This is a genomic window from Bordetella tumulicola (genome assembly GCF_054779135.1).
The window spans coordinates 117,105-138,219 of record NZ_BAAGYU010000004.1 but is presented as its reverse complement, the minus strand read 5'-3'; the positions used below and the strand labels follow the sequence as shown (position 1 = coordinate 138,219).

The 21,115-nt window shown below is 57.9% G+C and carries 20 protein-coding genes; 6 read left to right on the top strand and 14 right to left on the bottom strand.

Annotation, left to right across the window (positions count from 1 at the left end; genetic code table 11):
• Nucleotides 1-160 precede the first annotated feature (160 nt).
• Entirely contained in the window at nt 161-1,165 is a 1,005-nt protein-coding gene (locus tag ACYVDM_RS02795) for an alpha/beta fold hydrolase (protein WP_415791037.1), read from the top strand.
• A 73-nt stretch (nt 1,166-1,238) separates the two neighbouring features.
• Here the strand turns inward: ACYVDM_RS02795 and ACYVDM_RS02790 are convergent, their stop codons facing one another.
• Nucleotides 1,239-1,580, bottom strand: coding sequence for a copper-binding protein (locus ACYVDM_RS02790; RefSeq protein WP_415791039.1), 342 nt, complete (start codon nt 1,578-1,580; stop codon nt 1,239-1,241).
• Between the two features lie 151 nt (nt 1,581-1,731).
• Between ACYVDM_RS02790 and ACYVDM_RS02785 the strand changes: the two genes are divergently transcribed.
• Nucleotides 1,732-2,295: a cob(I)yrinic acid a,c-diamide adenosyltransferase gene (locus ACYVDM_RS02785; RefSeq protein WP_415791041.1), complete on the top strand. Its 564-nt coding sequence runs from the start codon at nt 1,732-1,734 to the stop codon at nt 2,293-2,295.
• Nucleotides 2,296-2,363: 68 nt separating this feature from the next.
• The gene (hutG, locus tag ACYVDM_RS02780) at nt 2,364-3,155 is read left to right on the top strand and encodes an N-formylglutamate deformylase (RefSeq protein ID WP_415791043.1); all 792 of its coding nucleotides are present in this window, start codon (nt 2,364-2,366) and stop codon (nt 3,153-3,155) included.
• On the opposite strand, the gene lipA is transcribed toward hutG, so the two are convergent.
• The 6 genes from lipA to ACYVDM_RS02750 all read right to left on the bottom strand — a co-directional run bounded on the left by lipA (nt 3,152) and on the right by ACYVDM_RS02750 (nt 8,246).
• Entirely contained in the window at nt 3,152-4,153 is a 1,002-nt protein-coding gene (gene lipA / locus ACYVDM_RS02775) for a lipoyl synthase (RefSeq protein ID WP_415791045.1), read from the bottom strand. The genes hutG and lipA overlap by 4 nt on opposite strands.
• 62 nt (nt 4,154-4,215) lie before the next feature.
• A complete protein-coding gene (gene lipB, locus ACYVDM_RS02770) occupies nt 4,216-4,872 on the bottom strand; it encodes a lipoyl(octanoyl) transferase LipB (protein WP_415791047.1) in 657 nt (218 codons plus the stop codon).
• Between the two features lie 21 nt (nt 4,873-4,893).
• On the bottom strand, nt 4,894-5,202 hold the full coding sequence (locus tag ACYVDM_RS02765) for a YbeD family protein (protein WP_415791049.1): 309 nt from the start codon (nt 5,200-5,202) through the stop codon (nt 4,894-4,896).
• 9 nt (nt 5,203-5,211) lie between these two features.
• Complete coding sequence (locus ACYVDM_RS02760) at nt 5,212-6,078, bottom strand: D-amino acid aminotransferase (RefSeq protein WP_415791051.1); 867 nt, start codon at nt 6,076-6,078, stop codon at nt 5,212-5,214.
• Nucleotides 6,079-6,126: 48 nt separating this feature from the next.
• Nucleotides 6,127-7,374, bottom strand: coding sequence for a D-alanyl-D-alanine carboxypeptidase family protein (locus ACYVDM_RS02755; RefSeq protein ID WP_415791053.1), 1,248 nt, complete (start codon nt 7,372-7,374; stop codon nt 6,127-6,129).
• 218 nt (nt 7,375-7,592) lie between these two features.
• Nucleotides 7,593-8,246 (bottom strand): alpha/beta hydrolase, encoded by a 654-nt coding sequence (locus ACYVDM_RS02750; RefSeq protein ID WP_415791055.1) that lies wholly within the window; start codon nt 8,244-8,246, stop codon nt 7,593-7,595.
• Nucleotides 8,247-8,346: 100 nt separating this feature from the next.
• On the opposite strand from ACYVDM_RS02750, the gene ACYVDM_RS02745 reads away from it, so the two are divergent.
• Genes ACYVDM_RS02745 through ACYVDM_RS02735 form a run of 3 tightly spaced genes read left to right on the top strand, consistent with a single transcriptional unit; the run spans nt 8,347 to nt 10,227 of the window.
• Nucleotides 8,347-9,201, top strand: a complete 855-nt coding sequence (locus ACYVDM_RS02745; protein ID WP_415791057.1) for a biotin--[acetyl-CoA-carboxylase] ligase — start codon at nt 8,347-8,349, stop codon at nt 9,199-9,201.
• The gene (locus tag ACYVDM_RS02740) at nt 9,198-10,064 is read left to right on the top strand and encodes a type III pantothenate kinase (RefSeq protein ID WP_415791059.1); all 867 of its coding nucleotides are present in this window, start codon (nt 9,198-9,200) and stop codon (nt 10,062-10,064) included. The genes ACYVDM_RS02745 and ACYVDM_RS02740 overlap by 4 nt, the downstream gene beginning before the upstream one ends.
• A 10-nt stretch (nt 10,065-10,074) precedes the next feature.
• Nucleotides 10,075-10,227, top strand: a complete 153-nt coding sequence (locus ACYVDM_RS02735) for a hypothetical protein (RefSeq protein ID WP_415791061.1) — start codon at nt 10,075-10,077, stop codon at nt 10,225-10,227.
• A gap of 142 nt (nt 10,228-10,369) precedes the next feature.
• Here the strand turns inward: ACYVDM_RS02735 and ACYVDM_RS02730 are convergent, their stop codons facing one another.
• From ACYVDM_RS02730 to ACYVDM_RS02700, 7 genes are all read right to left on the bottom strand, one after another.
• The gene (locus ACYVDM_RS02730; RefSeq protein WP_415791063.1) at nt 10,370-11,497 is read right to left on the bottom strand and encodes a glycosyltransferase; all 1,128 of its coding nucleotides are present in this window, start codon (nt 11,495-11,497) and stop codon (nt 10,370-10,372) included.
• A 2-nt stretch (nt 11,498-11,499) separates the two neighbouring features.
• The gene (locus ACYVDM_RS02725; RefSeq protein ID WP_415791065.1) at nt 11,500-12,630 is read right to left on the bottom strand and encodes a glycosyltransferase family 4 protein; all 1,131 of its coding nucleotides are present in this window, start codon (nt 12,628-12,630) and stop codon (nt 11,500-11,502) included.
• A gap of 69 nt (nt 12,631-12,699) precedes the next feature.
• Nucleotides 12,700-16,356: a glycosyltransferase family 4 protein gene (locus ACYVDM_RS02720; protein ID WP_415791067.1), complete on the bottom strand. Its 3,657-nt coding sequence runs from the start codon at nt 16,354-16,356 to the stop codon at nt 12,700-12,702.
• On the bottom strand, nt 16,356-17,576 hold the full coding sequence (locus ACYVDM_RS02715; RefSeq protein WP_415791069.1) for an FkbM family methyltransferase: 1,221 nt from the start codon (nt 17,574-17,576) through the stop codon (nt 16,356-16,358). Before ACYVDM_RS02715 ends, ACYVDM_RS02720 begins: the two co-directional genes overlap by 1 nt.
• Entirely contained in the window at nt 17,573-18,796 is a 1,224-nt protein-coding gene (locus ACYVDM_RS02710; RefSeq protein WP_415791071.1) for an ABC transporter ATP-binding protein, read from the bottom strand. Before ACYVDM_RS02710 ends, ACYVDM_RS02715 begins: the two co-directional genes overlap by 4 nt.
• Nucleotides 18,796-19,590, bottom strand: a complete 795-nt coding sequence (locus ACYVDM_RS02705; protein ID WP_415791073.1) for an ABC transporter permease — start codon at nt 19,588-19,590, stop codon at nt 18,796-18,798. Before ACYVDM_RS02705 ends, ACYVDM_RS02710 begins: the two co-directional genes overlap by 1 nt.
• Nucleotides 19,590-21,011, bottom strand: a complete 1,422-nt coding sequence (locus ACYVDM_RS02700) for a mannose-1-phosphate guanylyltransferase/mannose-6-phosphate isomerase (protein ID WP_415791075.1) — start codon at nt 21,009-21,011, stop codon at nt 19,590-19,592. Before ACYVDM_RS02700 ends, ACYVDM_RS02705 begins: the two co-directional genes overlap by 1 nt.
• Nucleotides 21,012-21,115: the final 104 nt, after the last annotated feature.

The window sequence follows — 21,115 nt, the reverse complement described above, 5'->3', positions numbered from 1 at the left end:
GCTGCGTGGGCGTGGCGGTGCTTGTCTTGTCATAGCCTCGTGCAGCGAGACTCATCAAAATAATGCAAGTCGATGCAGGCGCGGCATTTACTGACAAAAAGCTGAACCATTGTGATGCGTGGATGTCGCATAACTTCGTTCATGTTCAATGAAGGCTCGCATGTTCAAACCCACCATCGCCGCCGCGACGCTTTTTGTTACCGCCAGCGTTCACGCCCAGCCCGCCGTGCCCGACTATGGGCCCCGGCTCGAACGTTTCAACTATCCCTACCAAGTCAGTGAATTCAATCTGACGTCGCAAGGCCAGTCGTTGTCCATGACCTACATGGACATTCAGCCTGAACGCCCCAATGGCCGCACCGCCGTGCTGCTGCATGGCAAGAATTTCTGCGGCGCCACCTGGGAAGGCACCATCAGCGCCTTGACGCGCGCAGGCTACCGGGTAGTAGCCCCGGACCAGATCGGCTTCTGCAAATCCAGCAAGCCAGCCGCCTATCAGTACAGTTTTCATCAGCTTGCCGCCAATACCCATGCCCTGCTGCAGTCCCTGGGCATCGAACGTGCGGTGATCATGGGCCATTCCATGGGCGGCATGCTGGCTACGCGCTACGCCTTGATGTACCCGGACCAAGTCAACGCCCTGGTGATGGTAAACCCCATCGGCCTGGAAGACTGGAAGGCCAAGGGCGTGCCTTATCGCACGGTGGATGAATGGTATGAACGCGAATTGAAGACAAACTTCGCGGGTATCAAGAAGTACCAGCAGAACACCTATTACGCCGACACCTGGAAACCCGAATATGACCGCTGGGTCACGATGGCGGCAGGTATGGTCCAGGGCGAAGGGCGCGAGCAGGTCGCCTGGAGCCAGGCCCTGACTTATGACATGGTATATACCCAACCGGTGGTGCATGAGTTCGGCCAGGTGCGCGTGCCGACTCTGCTGTTGATTGGCGAACAAGACAACACGGCGCCGGGCAAGGATGCAGCCACGCCGGAAGTCGCCACGACGCTGGGCAATTACGCGGCACTAGGGCCGGCCACCGCGCAGGCGATCCCAGGCGCACGGCTGGTGGCTTTCCCGGAATTGGGGCATTCGCCGCAAATCCAGGATCCCGAACGATTCCATGAGCGTCTGGTGCAAGAGCTGGACCAGATGCTGTAGCGCGCGGACACTATCCAATCGACATCACGGCGAAGCGGCCTATCTAACCCGGTACTGGTAGGCCGCAAGGCGACTAATTACTGATCGCCGTCACGATATATTTGCTGTTCTGGCGCGCGGCCGTGAACCTCACACGGTCGCCAGGCTTGATGTTGGTCAGCAGGGCTGGACTGGCCTGATACACCAGCGTCATCGCGGGCAGCTCCAAGTCCGATATCGCATCATGCTTGATCGCGACCTTGCCCGCTGCCGCGTCTACCCGCCGCACCTCGCCACTTGCAGTAGCGGTAGCGTCCTGTTTCGCAGACACTTGTTGCTCAGCGGCCAGTACGTGCGCGGTCGGCCAGGCCAGGCCGACCAGAGCCAGCCTCGACGCCATCAGCACTCGTCCCGCTACGCTAGACAGCTTTTTCATTCATTGCTCCTTCAGCCAGAAACCGGCCTAAAACGCCGACTATCGCCGACGCTACATACCCGTACAGGATAACGCGTCCGGCTGCACTGCAGCAGGCACTACACTATCAAGCTGTTTCCGCATATAACCACCGACTAGAGAGATTTTTCGCATGGGCAATCGACTTTCGGCCATCGCTACACGCACCGGCGACGATGGCACTACCGGCCTGGGCGATGGCAGCAGGCTTCGCAAAGACGAGCCGCGTGTCGCAGCGCTCGGCGACGTCGACGAGCTCAACAGCGTCATTGGACTCTTACGCACAGAATCCTTACCTGATCCAGTTCAAGCGGATCTGAACGCCATCCAGCACGATTTGTTCGACCTGGGCGCCGAGCTATGTATCCCTGGCCACACAACGCTGACCGCTACTCAGATCGCGTTTTTAGACCAACGGTTGGCGCACTATAACGGCGCCCTGCCACCGCTGCGCGAGTTCATTCTGCCAGGCGGTTGCCGTCCAGCGGCGCTGGCGCATCTCGCTCGCACGGTCGCACGACGCGCGGAGCGTTCCGTAGTCACCCTGGAACGACACCACAACCTCAATGCGTCGGTACGTCAATATCTGAATCGGTTATCTGACTTGATGTTCGTCTTGGCGCGGCATTTGAATATCCTACAGGGCATGAGCGACGTGTTCTGGACCAGCCCACATTCGCGAGTACAGGCCGAGTAACGAAAAGCATTGGGATGACGTTGGCGACAGTCGAGACCTATCCCTGAAATCAAGCTATCCTTTTATCTATGAGCGACGTTTACCATTTTGAAGCCGGCACTGCCCCGCTACTGATTTCAATTCCGCATCTGGGAAGCCAGATCCCCGGGTCCCTACAACCCCGATTGACCGAGTTCGGTCTACGCTCTGGCGACACGGATTGGCATTTGGACCGCTTGTACGCCTTTGCCAAAAAGCTCGGCGCCTCGTTTTTGTGGGCGCGCTACTCACGTTACGTGGTGGACTTAAACCGCCCTCCCAATGACGAGAACCTCTACCCAGGACAAGCCAAAACTGGCCTCTGTCCCACGCATACCTTCGACGGCCAACCGTTATATTTGGACGGCGCAGAAACCATCGATGATGCCGAGCGCGAAACACGACGCCAACACTATTGGCAGCCCTATCACGATCAGCTTCGCCACGAAATTGATCGCTTGCGCGCCAAGCATGACAAAGTATTGGTCTGGGAAGCACACTCTATCGCCAGCATCATCCCGCGCCTTTTTGATGGGAAACTTCCGGATCTGAATATCGGCACAGCAGGCGGCAGGAGCTGCAACCCTGCGATGGAAGACGCAATCCGTAATCAACTCGACAACGTTAACGCCTACACCTGGGCCATCAATGGCCGCTTCAAAGGCGGATACATCACCCGCCAATACGGTGCCCCGGACCAGAACATTCACGCCATTCAACTGGAAATGTGCCAGTCCACTTACATGGACGAGACCTATCCCTACGCATGGCGAGACAACGAGGCCGGCCAAGTCGCATCCGTCGTCGAACGCCTCGTCAATGCGGCGTACCAGCAGCTTTAATTCACCCCAGCCGCATGCGCTTGCTCGTCGGCGTGGTACGACGAGCGCACCATTGCCCCCACGGCCGCGTGGGAAAACCCCATCGCGTAGGCTTCGCGTTCAAACATCGCGAACGTATCGGGGTGCACATAACGCAAAACGGGCAGGTGGTGCTCAGATGGCTGCAGATACTGGCCGATGGTCAGCATGTCCACGCCATGCTCGCGCATGTCGCGCATGACCTGCAGAATTTCCTCGTCCGTTTCACCCAGACCCAGCATCAGGCCTGATTTGGTCGGGACTTCGGGATGCAGTTGCTTGAACTCGGCCAACAGCTTCAACGAATGCGCATAGTCAGAGCCCGGACGAGCCTGCTTGTACAAACGCGGCACGGTTTCCAGGTTGTGGTTCATCACATCGGGGGGGCCGGCATTCAAAATCGCCAGCGCACGCTCGAGGCGGCCGCGGAAGTCAGGTACCAGGACTTCGATCCGCGTCGTAGGCGACAAGGCGCGGATACGCGAAATACAGTCAACAAAGTGTGCCGCCCCGCCATCACGCAAATCATCGCGATCGACCGACGTGATCACCACGTACGAGAGCTTCAGGGCCGCAATGGTGCGTGCCAGATTCTCGGGCTCGTTGGTATCCAGCGGATCGGGGCGGCCGTGGCCCACATCACAGAAGGGACAGCGCCGCGTGCACTTGTCGCCCATGATCATGAAGGTCGCCGTCCCCTTGCCGAAACACTCGCCAATATTGGGGCACGACGCCTCTTCGCACACAGTATGCAAGTTGTGCTCGCGCAGAATGCGCTTGATATCGTAAAAGCGCGAGCCCGGTGCGGCGGCCCTGACGCGAATCCACTCGGGCTTTTTCAGACGTTCGGCCGGCACGATCTTGATGGGAATACGGGCGGTCTTGGCCTGCGATTTTTGCTTTTGCGTGGCGTCATAGGGGGCCGGCGCAGCGATAGTCGCGTCGTTCGAGGAAGCGGGAGTGGACTCAAGCGTGGACATTCGTCACCTTCGTCATGACCGGCGCATCAAAATACGGCACCGGACGGAGAGAAAAAAGCATTCTAACGCGCCAACCTTTCAGGGGCATCGCACAGGGGCTCGGGCAAGGCGTCCAACAAGCGCTGAGCCAGGCGATCGCCCACAACCACCAGGTCTTGTTGCACCCCACAAGTCGCCATGTCGACGGTCACCAGCCCCTCGTACCCGCACGGATTGATACCCAAAAACGGTGACAGATCCATATTTACGTTCAGCGCCACACCGTGATAGGCACAACCGTTACGAATCTTGATACCCAGGGCTGCGATTTTGGCCAGATCGCCGGTGGACCGATGCGGCACATAGACGCCCGGCGCGCCAGGCTGGCGACAGGCGTGTGCGATACCAAAATCGCTTAACGTGTCGATAACGGCATCTTCGAGTTGACGCACATAGTCACGCACAAACCAGCCTGCGCGACGTAAATCAAACAGGGAATACGCGACGACTTGGCCCGGCCCATGATAAGTCACCTGGCCCCCGCGATCGCACATGACAACCGGGATCGCCCCCGGGCTCAACAAATGCTGGGGCTTGCCGGCCTGCCCCAGCGTATAGGTCGGGGCATGCTCGCACAACCACACTTCGTCTGGCGTATCAGTGCCCCGTGCCGCGGTAAACGCCTGCATGTCTTGCCACACCGAGGTGTACTCGGCCGGACGGATCAACCACTTGATCATGGATATACCAAGCGATACGCCCTACAGGACGATGGACACCATAGGATGCGCATGCAGCGCGCGATACAGATCGTCGAGCTGCTCGCGCGAGGTCGCACGTACAGTGAATGTCAGACCCATATAGTTGCCGCCCTTGCTGGGCCGCATTTCGACCTTGGCCGGATCAAACTCCGGGTCGAACCGCAGCACCAACTCGGTCATGGTCTGGGCAAACTCGGGATGCTGTTTACCCATGACCTTAATCGGAAAATCCGACGGATACTCGATCAGGGAGTCTTCAGGAGAAATGATGTTCATGACAAAATCTACCGCCGTACGCTCGCACGGCAAAACCCAGATTTACAAGGACGCAATCAGGTCATCATACGCCGCCCGCAATTTGGCATAAACCGGGCCGGGCTTGCCGTTACCGACAGGCTTGCCGTCGAACGACGTCACCGGCAACACGCCCTTGGTGGCTGAGGACGCCAGGATTTCGTCCGCCGATTCGACCTCGTCTCTGGCAATGCGGCGCGCCTCGAACGGCACCCCGACCTTGTCGGCCAATTCGCCCAGCAAGCTATAGCGAATACCCTCGAGGATCAGATTGTCTTTCGGCGGCACCATCAACTTGCCCCCCGATACGATCCAGAGATTGCAGGACGACCCTTCGGTGAGAAAGTCGTCGCGGAACTGGGCAACCTCGTCCACACCCGCCTCGACAGCCTTCTGACGTGCCAGCACATTGCCCAGCAACGAGATCGATTTTATCTCGCAGTGCAGCCAGCGCTCGTCGGTAATGCTGATCACCTTGATGCCCTGCTCACGCTGTGCGGCCGTCGGCTGCGCAAACGCGGTTGCCATGCCAAACACCGTGGGCGTAATAGGTTCCTTGGGGAAGGCGTGGTCGCGTTTGTACACACCACGGGTCACCTGCAAATAAACCAGGCACGACGGCGTGGCTGAGCGACGAATCAACTCACCCACCAGGTTTTCCCATTCGGCGCGCGACATCGGCTGCCCAATGCTCAGGGCCTTGAGGCTACGGTCCAGGCGATCCAGGTGCTCGGTCATCCGCAATGCCTTGCCGTCGTATACCGGAACCACATCGTAAATACCATCACCAAAGATAAATCCGCGATCCAGCACCGATATCTTGGCTTGATCAGCTCGCGTAAATTCACCATTGAGATACACCTGGCTATCACCTGGCATGCCCGGAATCATCAAGTACTCCTGAGATTGAAATCGCTAAAGGAAAAAGACAAGAAAATCTTACTCGAACTGGCGCTTGGCCCAGTCAATCATGCGACCAAAAAAGCCCGCGCGCTCAACGGCCTCTTGCACGACCAACGGCTCGGTGCGCAGGACCTTGTTGTCCAGTGTCAACTGCAGCGTACCGACTTGTTGCCCTTTGGTCAGCGGCGCGATCAGCGGATCCGTGCGCTGTGCCATCGGCTTGATCTCACCGGACTTGCCGCGCGGCACCGTCACCCAGATCGGCTGGGCCGGACCCAGTTTGACCGTCTCGACCGTACCTTCCCAGACGCGGACATCCAGGCCAGGCTGGTTCTCGCCATACAATTTGACCGAGTCAAAATTCTGGAAGCTCCAGTTCAGGAGCTTCAGGCTTTCTTCGGCGCGCGAGGCCTCGCTATCCGCGCCAGCCAGCACCGTCAGAATACGACGGTCGCCACGCATCGCAGTGGACACCAGGCAATAGCCCGCGGCGTCCGTGTGGCCGGTCTTCATGCCATCGACCGAGGGATCCGCCCACAGCAGACGATTACGGTTAGGCTGCGTGATCTTGTTGTAGGTGAACTCTTTCTGCTTGTAGTAGTGAAACTCCTCGGGATGATCATTGATCAGCGCGACGGCCAGCTTGGCCAGATCAGCCACCGTGGTCACGTGTTGCGGGTCCGGCAAACCCGTGGAGTTCAGGAAATTCGTTTGGGTCATACCCAGGCGCTGAGCCTCTTGATTCATCAGCGTCGCAAACGAGGCCTCGGTACCGCCGACCGCCTCAGCCAGCGCGACCGACGCATCATTGCCCGACTGCACGATCACACCCTGGATGAGCTCATCGACCGTCACCGGCTTGCGCGGCTCGATAAACATGCGCGAACCGCCCGTGCGCCAGGCGTTTTCGGAAACAGTGACCTGCTGATCCAGCGTAATGCGCTTTTCTTTCAGCGCATTGAACACCACATAGGCGGTCATGATCTTGGTCAGCGAAGCCGGCTCGATCTGCATATCCGGATTCGACGACGCCAGCACCTGCCCGCTCGTCGCATCCAGAGTGATCCATGCGCGCGCCGCAATAGTGGGGGCCGGTACGCTCGACAGCTCTGCCAACTGCGACACCGCCGCGGGCGCGGCAGGCGCCGCAGCGGGCACGGGCGCCGCCGGCTCCTGTTGCGCCCAGGCTAACGGCGTTGAAGCCAGCATCGCCGACAACACGGCACTAGCCAGGACACGGCGGGAAAACGCAACAGAAGGCGAGGAGGAGCGAGTGAGTTTCATCGGCAAAAGGGATCCACAATCAAGAATAGCCCTCACGGGCAACACGCATACGGTTAACAGGCCTGCCAGATAGACAGCGGCCGCTTGATCAACAAGCAACCCCATGAAAGCAGCGTCATTATAGGCAGGCACATAAGACCGCGCCGTGGAGAGAACGTTCCGCAATAGCACGGCGCTGTCGCAGCAGCAAACGCCATTGCACTTGTCGGCCTTGGTTTCTAGTCCAGCGCGACCTTCAGACGAGCCTGCACCAAAGCCCTCAACACTAACAGCTTGCCGTGGAAAAAGTGCGAGGCACCCGGCACGACCACGATAGGTATATCACGCGGGCGGGCCCAATCCAGGGTTTCTTTCAAAGGCACCACGTCGTCGACCTCGCCGTGCACCATCAGGGTATCGGCCGGCACCGTGACCTCCGCCGCCTGAAAGCGCTGCACCGCCGCCCCCATCAGCATCAACGCCGACGGCAACGCAGCGTCCCCCGCCTGCACCAAACCCGCATAGGTCTGCGCCGCAACCGCAGTACCAAACGAAAACCCGGCCAGCACCCAGGGCATCGCCGCCCAATCGGGATAACGCTCACGCACCTGGGTCACCAGCGCCAACATGTCCTGCGTTTCGCCGCGGGACTTATCGAACTGGCCTTCTGATTGGCCAACCCCACGGAAATCGGGGCGTACCGCGACCAACCCGTGTTGGACACAGGCGCGCGAAATCGTGGTCACGACCTTGTTATCGCGCGCCCCTCCTTGCAAAGAATGGGGGTGCAGGACCAATGCCCAGCCGCGTGGCGTCTCGGCAGGCCAGTCAATGGCGCAATCGATACGACCGGCCTCGCCGGTAAAACCCTGGTTTTCGGTACGAGCAGACATAGGCGGATGCGAAATAATAGAAGCAGCCTGCATGTTACCAACCTTGATCGCGGTGCAGGCGCCGTGACCCGCCCTGCCCAGGTGCCCTACAATCGCCGCCATGCTTAATGATGTCCGCCCTATTGATCTGCCTACGCCCCAGACGCTGGCGCGCGAGCTGTCCGCACGACTGGACGGCTTTCAGGATATCGCCTGGACAGCCGGTACCGGCTCCACCAACGGCGATCTCCTGGCACGCGCACGCCAGGACTCAGGCACATGGCTACTGGGGACCCACCAACAGCAGGCAGGCCGCGGACGAGCTGGACGACCGTGGCAAAACCGCGCCGGGGCCACCTTGATGTTTTCCTGCGCCTACCCTGTTCGTATGCCCGCGCATCGCCTGCCAGCCCTTTCCCCCCTGGCCGGGCTGATCGCCGGGGAAGCGCTACGCAGCCTGATCGGCAACCCCGATCCGCTACGCGTCAAATGGCCAAACGACCTGCAATGGCACGACGGCAAGCTGGCCGGCATCCTGGTCGAGTCCACACGCAACTTGGCCGTACCGGACGCGTACACCGTCATCGTCGGCATCGGCATCAACCTGAGCGATGCTGAGACGCTGTCGCAAGCACTGGGCCGCTCTATCGCCGATTGGGCAACCGTCACACAGCATTCGAATGGCCTCGCCGTTAGCGTGGCCGATATCGTTTGCGCGGTGGCCACCGCGTGGCGTCAGGCGATCTCGCAACTCGAAACAGACGGCTTCGCGCCATTTTGTCATCGGTTTAGCGCGGTAGATGCCCTGGCGGGCCGCGACGTCAACATCATTGATCGAGGTACGGTGCTCTTCAGTGGCTGTGCTCGGGGCCTGGACGAACACGGCCGTTTGATGGTGCAAACAACGCGGGATCTCGTCCCGGTGTCAGTGGGCGAGATCTCGATTCGACCCCGCACCGCGGAGCAAACACCATGATTTTGCTCATCGACTCTGGCAACAGTCGGCTGAAAGTCGGCTGGCTGCATATGTCGCCGACGGCCGGGAAACCGGGCGACGCCAAATCCCCCTCCATAAACGGGGTCGCGTCTGCTGCAACGCCTGCTGCACGCGAGCCCGCTGCCGTTGCCTTTGACAATCTCGACCCGCATGCCCTCGGTGACTGGCTCGGCACCCTGACGCACAAACCTGCCTTGGCCCTGGGCGTGAATGTCGCAGGCGGCGAACGGGGAGCGGGCATTCACGATGCACTGGCACGCCACGGTTGCCCCGTGCATTGGATTACCTCACGCGCCCAATTGCTGCACCTGAAAAACGGCTATACCCAGCCCACCCAGCTAGGCGCCGACCGCCTCGTCTCGCTACTCGGCGTACGCAGTCGTTTAACGCCGAATCACCCTCCATTCGTACTGGCCTCGTTCGGCACTGCCACGACGATCGACACGGTCGGACCCGATGACATTTTTATTGGCGGCCTGATTTTCCCCGGCCCCGCGCTGATGCGCAGCTCGCTGGCCCGGGGCACCGCGAACTTGCCTCTGGCCGAGGGATCCGTCACCGATTTTCCGGTCGATACCCATCAAGCCATTGCCTCCGGTATCGCCGCCGCCCAAGCCGGCGCCGTGGTTCGACAGTGGCTGGCGGCCTGCCACCACTATGGTCAACCTGCGGACCTCTATGTGGCGGGTGGTGGTTGGCCCGAGGTGCAACAGGAAACGGAACGATTGCTGGCGCAAACCGGTAATGCGACAGGTTCGACACCAACCCCGCACTATCTGGATAGGCCTGTGCTTGATGGCCTGGCACTGCTTGCTTCTGAACCCGACCCTCAATCTCTGTGAGCGAACTGTCATGCGTGTACTTTTCGTACTGATTGTCCTAGCCAACCTCTGGGTCTATGCACTGGGCCAGGGCTGGATGGGCGCTCGGCCTGAGGATGCCGGACGTGATCGCTCCACGTTCAGCCAAGAGTTGAATGCGGAACGCATCAAGATCCGGCCGTAGTCTGCAGTCCCAAATATCCTGCGTGAAGCCGCCGGTGATTATCAACTACGATCCGCAACCAGCCGATCCGCGCCAACCTGATCTGTTTGAAAAATAGTCCTTTATCCGATTGCCCGACGACGACGCTCAACGCTGCTCAGCGTCAACGCGCCGCCAACTCATGGAACAACGCAGCGTATTCCCTGCCCAGCGGCGCTCCTGAAAACAGGCGTTCATAGCGGGCTCGCGCGCCTCGCCCCAGCCGGGCCGCCAATGCCGGATCATTCAACAATGTATTCATGGCCTCGGCCAGGGCCTGTTCGTTCTCAGGGGGCACCAGCAAACCGCTCTCATCCTGCGCATTGACGAACGACATACCCGATCCGATTTCACAGCAGATCAACGGTCGACCTTGTATAGCGGCCTCGACCAGCACCATGCCGTAGGCTTCGGATCGCAAATGCGATGGCAAGACGAATGCCAGGCAACGCTTCATTAAGGCGGTTTTCTCGGCATCGGATACCTGTCCGGCAAACAGGACATTACCCGCGCCCAAGCGCGCGGCCTGTGCCCGCAGCGCCGCGTCTTCGGTGCCCGAGCCAGCGAGCACGATGGGCGCATTGACCTGCCTGGCCGCAGACACGAGCGTATGCAAACCCTTGTAATAGCGCAACGCCCCCAGGAACAGGAAATAGGGCTGTCCCTCGGTCAGGCCCAGCCGGCCAAGCACGCGCGCATCCTCTTGCTGCGGGGATTCGACAATGCCAAGGGGAATAGCGCGCACCTTATCCTTCCAGCGCGGATCGGACAATACCGGACTGGAAGCGGCATACGTTGGCGAAGTCGCAACGATGGCGGACACAGATGACAGCATGCGCCGCATCAGCGGTGCATAAGCCTGACCGAGCCAACGCTGCCGCACGATATCCGAGTGATAGACCAATACAGTGGGAACCTCCGGACGCACCACCAAATCCATCAGGTCCGCAAACGGCCAGGGGAAGTGATAGCAAATCACATCGGCTCGCCGAGCCTGTTCAGCAAAGCGTACAAAAGCCGCCGGGCCGCCCAGATCGCAAGACGCCGGCGCCGCCCAGGAACGAGCCCGAACGACCTGTCCTTCTGGTTGATTCAGTGTCGACGGAGTAGGCTTGGGCGACAAAGTGAAAATCGTACTTTGTACCCCGTAATCTGAAGTCGCCAGACAGATCTGGCGCATCGCTTCTGCCACCCCACCAGGGGGATCGGGGTAATAGCAGCGATAGAGATGCAGGATACGCGGCGCAGCCATGATTACGTCCCTTTGCTCACCGAGCGCCGGACTTCAATGGCCTCGTGAAATACCGCCATCGCCTGTTGCGCGGCGGCTTGCCAGGTAAAGCGAGCGGCATTGGCACGAGCCTTTCCCGCCAATTCGGCGTACAGTGTTTCATCGGTCAACAGACGCGACAGGCCATTGGCGATAGCGCTTTCATCCAACGGGTCCACCAACACACCGGCCTCACCCGCGACTTCCGGCAACGACGAGATATTGGCGGTAACCACGGGGACGCCAAACGACATAACCTCCACTAAGGGAAGACCGAATCCCTCATACAGCGATGGCATGGCCAGAAAACGCGCGTGCGCGTAAAGCGTAGATAACTGGGTATCTGTCACATAACCCGTCACCACCACCTGCCCCGTCAAACCTGTCTGCTCCAGCAATTGAGATACATCCACCCCGCCCCATCCCTTGCCGCCAGCAATGACAAGCTGGCACGCTGAACGTAACGCTTGCGGCAGGCGTGCATAGGCGCCCAACAAGCGCCTGAGGTTCTTACGCGGCTCGAGCGTGCCGACAAACAAGAAATACGGCCGGCTCACACCCAGCGCACGCAAAGCCTCGCGATTATCGGGGGGAGCCAACGCAGTGACTCCTGGATACACCACGCGCACCTTGCCCCGGGCCTGCGGAAATTCCGCTTCTATGGCATCTGCCGTACTGCGCGACACCGCCATGATGCGATCGGCCAGATGCACGGCCTGCGGCATCAACGTCCGATCCATAAACCGGCTCAACGGCCGCATCGTCTCGCCTGCGTGCTTCCACACCAGATCGTGGATAGTCACCACCCGCGCAATTGACTGCGAAAGATACCGTGGCAAACGATGCGCAGGCCCCCAGAACAGATCAACACGATCCCGCCCTGCCTGCCAAGGCAACACCGTCTGCGACCACAGCATCCGGCCGACCCGGCCCCGGATGCTGCCAGCCCGTACGTGGACATTCGGGCTGGACCAATCACCCACTACGGGAGACTGCGGCATGTACAGCGTCAACGCGCGACCTTGCGTCAGCAACTCCTGGGCAAGCTCAGTCGTGTATCGGCCAATACCTGTCACAGGCATGGTCAACAGGCGCGCGTCAACGCCTATGTGCACCGTACGCTTTCCCAGAAATCCGGCGCAACGTATCGCACGAGAATGATGGATGGTTTTGCCATGCTTTTATCAATGGTCCTTCAGGATGCGCTGAGCCAACTGCGCCGCGCTTTGTTTCCATGTGAGAAAGGGCATGCCAACAGAACCCGGCGCTTGCCCTTTGGCATCTAACGCCAGCCATTGCTTGATGGCATCAGCCAGATCCTGGCTTTGTTCGGCGTGGAAATAAGACGCATATTTTCCTGCGACCTCATGAAAAATCGGGATGTCGCGCGCCAGTATGGGCAAGTTGTTCTTCGCGGCCTCAATGAGTGGCAATCCGAACCCCTCTGCATATGAGGCCATCAACAAGCACCGACATGCCGCATAAATTTCCTGCAGGAATTCATCGCTAGCCCCCTCAACCCAGAACAACCGCCGACCGGCTTGGGGGTGCGAACTCAGCTTTTCTGCGAGATCAGCGACTTTCCAACCTCGTTTGCCGACAATCACAAGATTGACCTCGCAACCATCGCGCCATAGCGTCTCAAATGCTTCCAAGGCTTGTGCATGTCCCTTGCGCGGTTCCAATGTGCCGACCATCAGAAAACTCGGGTCGGTGCGAAACGCGGTCAACAGTTGTTGGGCGTTATCAGGCAACCCCAGCGTCGGGATGGAATTTTCCATATCGGCGCCCATGTGGACCCACCCCATGGAAAAAGGTCTCAGTCGCTTTGGTTCTTGCGTGCCTAACCACGCGGCAACCTGATCCTCGGTCGACTTTGAATTGCAGATCACGCCATCGCTTTCGGCTACCACCTCCACCAGCCATCGCCGGTAGTTTTCCGTGACTGCCGGCTCGGTGTAGTCGGGATTTAACGCAAGCAGATCATGCACAAAAAACTTGACCTGCACGCCTTGCCTGCGCAGCCGTTGATAAAAATTCACTTGGGTCAGCATGATCGGAGGAGAGAGATCAAGACCCAGGAAGACATCTCGCTGCGAAAACTCGATCAGGTCATCAACCAGCCCCTCTGCCCGGACTCCCATCATCTGGGCAACATAACGCCGTGCATATCGATAGGGTTCATTGACGCGCGCATAAACCGGCGCCACCTCATAACCCGAGGGGGGATGCTCCAGCCACTCTTTTAGAATACTGCGCACCACACGCTGAATGCCCGTCCTCGCATCATGCTCCACCAATTCAGATATATCGAGGAATAGCTGCTTGGAGACGATATTTGTCGACAACGCCGACTTCAGGGCTTCGGTGCTGTCTTCCCACGTGGACCACGTCATCGCACCCGGATCGGGAAGCTTGCCATCTCGATGCAAACTCAACCATTGTTCCAGCGCCCCCTGCAAATCGGCAACGGTATCGCCCGAGAAATACCATGCGGCATCTCCTGCCACCTCGCGAAATACCGGAATATCACGAGCGACAACAGGCATCTTATGGCGAGCGGCTTCGATAACAGGTAGCCCAAAGCCCTCGTTCAAACTGGCTGCCACCAGGCATGTCGCCGACTGATAAACCGTGGTCAGATAGTCATCAGAAATTCCTTGCAGCCAAAACAGACGCTTGCCTATCTCTCGATGCTTGTTCAAACGATCCGCGAACGCATCCATCTTCCAGCCCGGGCGCCCGACAAACACCAGATTGACATCGTGCCCGGTTGACCATAGTCCCTCCACGGCGTCCAGTATCTGCTCCTGGCATTTACGCGGCTCGATCGTCGACACGCATAAGAAACTCGGCCGACTGCGAATCAGGGACAACGTATGCTCGGCATCGGATGGCAACGCCTCTGAGGCCGGAACGAGGCTCTCCACACCATTGTGGACCCACGTGCTCTGAAAACTGGGCGACATCGCAGCGCCGGTATCGCGTATCCATGCAAGCAACGCGTCTGAAGTCGCGCGGGACACGCAAATTGCGCCATCCGTCGAGGCGATCATCTGCATCAGTTGCTCATGCAACGGTGCTAGATCGGCATCCCAGAAACACTCCGGCATTTGGATGGGAAGCAGATCATGAACCAGAAATTTGACCGTGACGCCTTGGCGCATCAGCGTCTGATAAAACGCACGATGCCTAATCTGCACATGATGCTGCAGATCCAGGCCAAAGAAAATATCTCCGCGTTGCCACCGGATCGCCGTATCCACAACGGCAGGATCTTCTTTCTGGCCAAGAAATTTCTGCGTATACCGGCGAGCATAGCGATAGCCGTGCTCGGCAGTGGCATAAACAGGCTCAATGTCATAACCAGCGGGTGGTGACTCTAGTAAACAACGCAAGTAATTCCGAACCACGCGTTGCACGCCGGTACCTGCATCGTGCTGGCATAGTTCAGAAATATCGAGCAGCAACTGACGTTGAAGGCCTGTCTGCGCGTTCTGGGCCAAGCATGCCGACAGCGGCACCAACATCTGCTCGTCACGCTCTGGCATCAACCGATCGACCAACGCCGCCGTCAGTCTATTTTTCTGCAAAGACTGATCCAGCCAAGGCCGTTCGGCAGGCGGCTCCAGTTGCGTCCATGCGTCGATGGCTCTCCGACCCACAATGTCCCACGAAAACTTCTTCGATTGTTCTAAACCGTATTCCCGTAACTCGTCGCGCCATACGTCGTCGCGCAATACCCGGATCATTTTCTCGGTGATCGAAGGCGTGTTGGTGGGATCGAACAGCACATCCTCTCGTCTCATGACTTCAGGCAAACTACTGCTATTGGAACAGATGACTGGTGCGCCGCACACCATGGCTTCAAGTGCTGGCAAGCCAAAACCTTCATGCCATGACGGAAACACGAAAGCCTGGCACAGGTTGTACAGCCATAGCAGTTCTTCGTCGGTAATATAGCCAGTCAATACAAAACTCTGGCTATCAATACCAGCGGCTTTTGCGTGGGAACGCAAGACGTCCGATTCGTATACCGGCATTTTCCCCGCGAATACCAACTGCACATCTGCTCGCAGATCAGCAGGCAGTCGTGAGTACGCGTCAATCAACCGCGGCAGATTTTTTCGCTCGTCTGCTCCACCCGTGTAGAGCAGAAATTTTTTGCCGATGCCAAACTTTGTCTGCAGAGCCGCTGGTTGATCCGAACTAATCGTTATTTGTTTAAAGTAACTATCCGTCGCGCTCGACACCGACACGATGCGATCATCCGGCAAACCCAGATTCTCCAACCCTTCTTGTCTAGTGAAATCAGAATTCGTCAACAGTACGGCTGCCTTCTTGAGGTATTCGACCTTGCGAAAGTACCAGCGCGATACGTGAGGGTAAGGATCCAGGTATTTGGCCGAATTCACCAGCGGAATCAAGTCGTGTAATAACACGCTTACCCGCGTCGATCGATCGAACTCGCCTAGACTGGTGACGCCAAACCCGGATACGCCCTCGAACAAGCTGCCGATATGCACCACATCGGGTCGCAAGCTTGCAAGAAACGCCTCGCGAGCGATCTCCGCAGCCTGTCGGCGAGCCTCGTTACCTGCGGTGCATTCTTCCACGGGGCCCGGCGCATGCCAGACAAGAATATTCTCCTGAGGCAACAACTCGTCGAATTCACTTCGAATCGATTCAATGGCCTCGGGCATCAAGCCATTCAAGGCCAGAAAAACCTCATGATCCCCGCGGTTTCGTATAACGCCCTTGGCAAAACCGAGGACGTATCGGCCTATCCCGCGGAATCGGCTTTCCGTTTGAGCGCCTTGCATATCCAACACAATGCGCATCAGCGTTTCTCCTGCCCGTTGTTTTTATACGCCGCCTGCAATTCTTCGTATATTTGACTTGCATGGGCAGTCAGATTAGACGAGCTATATAAATCGTGATTGTCAGCCATCTGTGTTGCCTGCGCCACGCCCATCACGCGACGCAACTTGTCTTTCAAGCCAGGGATATGGTTCAGAATCCGCAATGCTAAGCGACGTAGCGTCGGATGGCGATTGACGTAGCTCACGCCATATCGTACCGCCGACCATACCTGGGCCTTTAATCCGTGCCTGAATACACGTCGGCTCACCGATCGCAATGGGGCTGTAACGCGCCAAGACGTACTAGCCTGAATCAACTTCAGTTGTTGATCGACTTGGCGCTTTTGTTGCTCGACATCTTGTGTCCGCCGCTCGGCGTGCTGTGCCCGCTGTTCGGCCTGTTGTGCGCGCTGCTCGGCTTGCTGCCGTTGTTGCTCCGCTTGCTGAGCCAGAAACTCAAGTTGCTGCTTTTGCCGCTCTAGGTGATCCAACCGGCCTTCCAGCGTCTTCAGGTCGGCGCCCTTGAAATCATCAAATACGTTGGGTGGATAGGTAAAACCGTCGCGCAAATCAGCATGTGACCGGGCAATATAAAAACGATTAAGGCCATCTGCATAAACAAACAAATAGCCGGCATCGAGCAAGACGTGCTCCCACTGTTCGTAGGACGGCGTCTGCGACATTGGTAACGTGGCCTCGACCAACACAACCCACGGTCGAAATTTCTGCCAATCATTGCCGCGCAGGGCCTGCTCTTCCAGGCCCTCTACGTCGACCTTCAGGAAGTTGATCTCCTGGCCCGATGGTACGTGCTCGTCCAGGATATCGGCGAGTCGCTCCATTTTTACGGTTTGTCGCTCCGGGTTCCAGCCGGCCTCAATATGCCCCTGAGCAATACCGTCATCCACCGATGACAATCCGGTGCCGTCGATAATGTTCATGACGACTTCACCGCTATGCTCACCGACTGCAATCCGCAAATTGACGTCCCGCGGCCGAGCCTCTGATAAAGCGGCGTGAAACCTCGGGTTGGGCTCAATATTGATGCCCGACCAACCCTGGTCGTAAAAAGCTTTAGTCACTGAATGCTCGTCAGGCCACGCTGCGCCGACGTCGACGTAGAATCCACGCGATACCGACTTCAGTACCCGACGCAACATGACGTCTTCGTAGTTCTGAGCGTAAGAAATAAAGCTCATAGCATCTCGATCTGGATCTCGGGGTCTATCCAGGCAACGCCCGCAAAATCGGGTTTGTCAGTATTGATAACATTGAAAACCATCGCCAGATCCCGCCACTCATAGTTATTGACCAGATGTGTGTCCGAGCTGGCCAAGGCAGTTTGAATGGAGTAATTGCCAGGCCCAAGGTTTGCTGGAAACGCAATATTGAATGTCACCTTGCTATCAGGCGGAACGTCCGTCAACACCTGCTTTTTCAGATCGGTGTTGGTTCCATAAATAACCTGGCCCAATCGATCCTTGATCCCATACCCCAGAACCAGTCGTGAGATGAACGCCTTGGTCTGAACCTTGATGCGCAATGTCACCTGTTGCCCAACGTCCACCGTCTCTATCTGGCTACCAGCCTCGTTCAATAAAGCGATAGCCGTGACAACTGCTTCGCCTGTACCGGATATCGTCTGTACTTTGCCATTGTCCAATACGTCTTGCCGGACCTGCTGCCCCTGATGGTCCGCGAGCATCGCGTTGTAGTAATCCATCACTGCCTCAGGCTTGCCTTCCATCAACAACTTTCCGGCGCTAAGCAGTATCGCCCGATCACAAATGGATTGAATCGCCTGTTTGTCGTGCGACACAAGTAACAACGTAGTGCCTTGCTTACGAAACTCGCGAATACGATCAAAACTCTTGTGCTGAAAGTAGGTATCCCCCACCGACAAGGCCTCGTCCACAATCAGCACATCGGGCCGCACCGCGGTCGCCACGCTGAAGGCTAGGCGCACTTGCATGCCGCTGGAATACACGCGCACGGGTTGGTCTATGTATTCGCCGATCTCGGCAAATGCTTCGATCTCGGCCATATGGGCATTGACTTCCTCCACACTCATTCCCAGGAGTTGTCCCGCCATAATGGCATTCTGCCGGCCGGTAAAATCAGGATGAAAACCCATGCCTAGTTCGAGCAACGCAGCCACGCGACCGCTCATCTGCACGCTGCCGGTAGTCGGTAGCGTCGTGCCGACGATCATCTTCAATAGCGTACTCTTGCCCGCACCATTGATGCCAATGATGCCGACCGCCTCGCCAACATTCACCGTGAAATTCAAGTCCTCGAGCACCCAATGCAACTGATGGCGTGGCCGATCGCGCGGATCCATCCATTCGCGCCAACGCGACCAGAGTGTCGGATATTGCTTGTAGGCCTTGCCCAAATTAGAAACAGTGATACTACCCATCAGAGTTCATCCACCATTTCGCCGGCATGCTTGCGAAATAATCGTAGCCCCAGCATACAAAATAGCGCGGCCAGCACGGCGACACAGGCCAGCTTGGTCCAGTCTGGCCATTGGCCTTGCATCAAAATAGTCTGACTCGCATCAACCAACACCGCCATGGGATTGAACTGCATCAAGGATTGCAGACGCTCCGGCAAGATGCTGATCGGGTACACGATTGGCGTGGACCAAAACCAAAAATTCAGGAATATGGTGAAAAATTGACCCACATCACGAAAAAACACGTTGAGCACACCTAACGTGATACCCAGGCCAATTGCGAATGCCACCATAATCAACAGCACGGGGACCATCGCCAGAAACGACCAGCCTGGAAAGTTACCCGTGGCGATCAGAAAAATCGTGAACAGTGAAAAGATGATCGAGAAATTCAACAGGCCATTCGCCACCACCGTCGCCGGCAGACACAGGCGTGGAAAGCTCAGCTTCTTGATCAAATTCGCATTGTTGATAAAAGTGTTCTGGGCCCCACTGACGATTTCGACAAACAGCCCCCAGGTGAGCACGCCTGCGCAGAGGTGAATACTATAGGCGAACGTACCATCCACGCCCGGCAATTTGGCGCGCATGACCTGTGAAAAAATCACCGTATAAATGACAATCATCGACAACGGGTTGAGCACATTCCATGCCGCCCCCAACAACGAATTGCGATATTTGGACTGAAACTCGCGCTTGACGTTGCCCATGATGAAGCCGCGATAGCTCCATAGCGCGTTGAACATACCTAACATCACGTACGTCCGTAAATGTCTTCGAAACGCACGATATCGTCTTCGCCCAGATACTCGCCGCTCTGTACCTCGATCATCACCAAGTCCAGCACGCCGGGATTTTCCAGCCGGTGCCTATGGCCGGCAGGGATGTAGGTGGACTCGTTAGCCCCGACCAACAGCTCTTTGTCGCCGTTGACGACCCGAGCCATGCCGCAGACCACGATCCAGTGTTCGCTACGGTGATGATGCATCTGCAGACTCAGGCTGGCGCCCGGCTTGACTTCGATGCGTTTGATCTTGAAGCGCGGGCCTTCTTCGAGCACGGTGTAAGTCCCCCACGGTCGCGATACCGTGCGATGCAATCTGTATGCCTCGTGCCCTTGGGATTTGAGTTTTTTGACGATTTGCTTGACCTCTTGCGCCTTGTCAGGGTGCGCCACCAGCACGGCGTCCGGCGTATCGATGACCATCAAATCCTGTACGCCCACAGCCGCCACCAGGCGGTCGTCGCTTTGGACGTAGACGTTGCGACTGTCGACGAACATCGCGTTGCCGGCAGCGCGATTGCCATTCGCATCGGGCGCGGTCAGATCCCGCACCGCCACCCACGAGCCGATGTCGCTCCAACCAAAATCGCCGGGCACCACGACCACGTTGGACGAACGCTCCATCACCGCATAGTCAATGGAAATATCCGGCACTTCGGCAAACGACTCAGCGGGAATCTCGGCCATCTCGGGGTGATCGCCGCACGCGGCAAGTGTGGCCGTCCAACAGGCGCGCGTCGCCGTATCCACGTCGCTCGCGTGCTCGGCGAGCTCCTTCAGAATGACGCCGGCCTTAAAGCAAAACATGCCCGAATTCCAGACAAAGCGGCCTGAATCCACGTACTCGCGCGCCTTGTCCGCCGAGGGCTTCTCGACGAAACGCACGACCTGCTTGCCGTCGCCAACGTCGACGCCGGTTTCGATATAGCCAAAGCCGGTCTCGGGCCCTGTGGGAATAATGCCGAAGGTGACCAGCTTGCCTTGTTCGGCCAGCACCTGGGCACGGGACACCGCCAGCGCGAAGCTGTCTTGATTCAGCACCAGATGGTCGGCGGGCAGCACCAGCATCAGCGCATCGGGGCCATGGCGCTCGGCCACCTGAAGCGCGGCCATCGCCACGGCGGGTGCCGTGTTGCGGCCACTGGGTTCAAGCAGAAAATGGGCAGGCACATCGAGCTTGGCCAACGCCATCTCGTCCTTGCTCATGAAGTAGTAATCGCGATTCGTGACGGTGAGAAGACTCGTGGCACCGACTTCTGCGGCACGTCGGTATGTCTTGAGCAACAGGCTCTCGCCGTCCGCCAGCTTCATAAATGGCTTGGGATAGCCTTCGCGGGAAACAGGCCAAAGACGGGTGCCAGCCCCGCCAGACAAAACAACAGAAATCAGCATGAAGATGCCTTGGTCGCGTTTAGAGGGAATTGGATGCTTCTCTTGGAAGGAATCGTCCCCATGACAGAATCATGAACAATATTAATCTGGGCCAATTTTGCCCC

Bases quoted from the DNA above. Each gene is read 5' to 3' on its own strand.
- ACYVDM_RS02790 (WP_415791039.1), bottom strand. From the start codon at position 1,580: ATGAAAAAGCTGTCTAGCGTAGCGGGACGAGTGCTGATGGCGTCGAGG.
- ACYVDM_RS02795 (WP_415791037.1), top strand. From the start codon at position 161: ATGTTCAAACCCACCATCGCCGCCGCGACGCTTTTTGTTACCGCCAGC.
- ACYVDM_RS02740 (WP_415791059.1), top strand. From the start codon at position 9,198: ATGATTTTGCTCATCGACTCTGGCAACAGTCGGCTGAAAGTCGGCTGG.
- ACYVDM_RS02730 (WP_415791063.1), bottom strand. From the start codon at position 11,497: ATGGCTGCGCCGCGTATCCTGCATCTCTATCGCTGCTATTACCCCGAT.
- ACYVDM_RS02750 (WP_415791055.1), bottom strand. From the start codon at position 8,246: ATGTCTGCTCGTACCGAAAACCAGGGTTTTACCGGCGAGGCCGGTCGT.
- ACYVDM_RS02735 (WP_415791061.1), top strand. From the start codon at position 10,075: ATGCGTGTACTTTTCGTACTGATTGTCCTAGCCAACCTCTGGGTCTAT.
- lipB (WP_415791047.1), bottom strand. From the start codon at position 4,872: ATGATCAAGTGGTTGATCCGTCCGGCCGAGTACACCTCGGTGTGGCAA.
- ACYVDM_RS02715 (WP_415791069.1), bottom strand. From the start codon at position 17,576: ATGAGCTTTATTTCTTACGCTCAGAACTACGAAGACGTCATGTTGCGT.
- hutG (WP_415791043.1), top strand. From the start codon at position 2,364: ATGAGCGACGTTTACCATTTTGAAGCCGGCACTGCCCCGCTACTGATT.
- ACYVDM_RS02745 (WP_415791057.1), top strand. From the start codon at position 8,347: ATGCTTAATGATGTCCGCCCTATTGATCTGCCTACGCCCCAGACGCTG.
- ACYVDM_RS02760 (WP_415791051.1), bottom strand. From the start codon at position 6,078: ATGATTCCGGGCATGCCAGGTGATAGCCAGGTGTATCTCAATGGTGAA.
- lipA (WP_415791045.1), bottom strand. From the start codon at position 4,153: ATGTCCACGCTTGAGTCCACTCCCGCTTCCTCGAACGACGCGACTATC.
- ACYVDM_RS02700 (WP_415791075.1), bottom strand. From the start codon at position 21,011: ATGCTGATTTCTGTTGTTTTGTCTGGCGGGGCTGGCACCCGTCTTTGG.
- ACYVDM_RS02720 (WP_415791067.1), bottom strand. From the start codon at position 16,356: ATGCGCATTGTGTTGGATATGCAAGGCGCTCAAACGGAAAGCCGATTC.
- ACYVDM_RS02755 (WP_415791053.1), bottom strand. From the start codon at position 7,374: ATGAAACTCACTCGCTCCTCCTCGCCTTCTGTTGCGTTTTCCCGCCGT.
- ACYVDM_RS02705 (WP_415791073.1), bottom strand. From the start codon at position 19,590: ATGTTAGGTATGTTCAACGCGCTATGGAGCTATCGCGGCTTCATCATG.
- ACYVDM_RS02785 (WP_415791041.1), top strand. From the start codon at position 1,732: ATGGGCAATCGACTTTCGGCCATCGCTACACGCACCGGCGACGATGGC.
- ACYVDM_RS02710 (WP_415791071.1), bottom strand. From the start codon at position 18,796: ATGGGTAGTATCACTGTTTCTAATTTGGGCAAGGCCTACAAGCAATAT.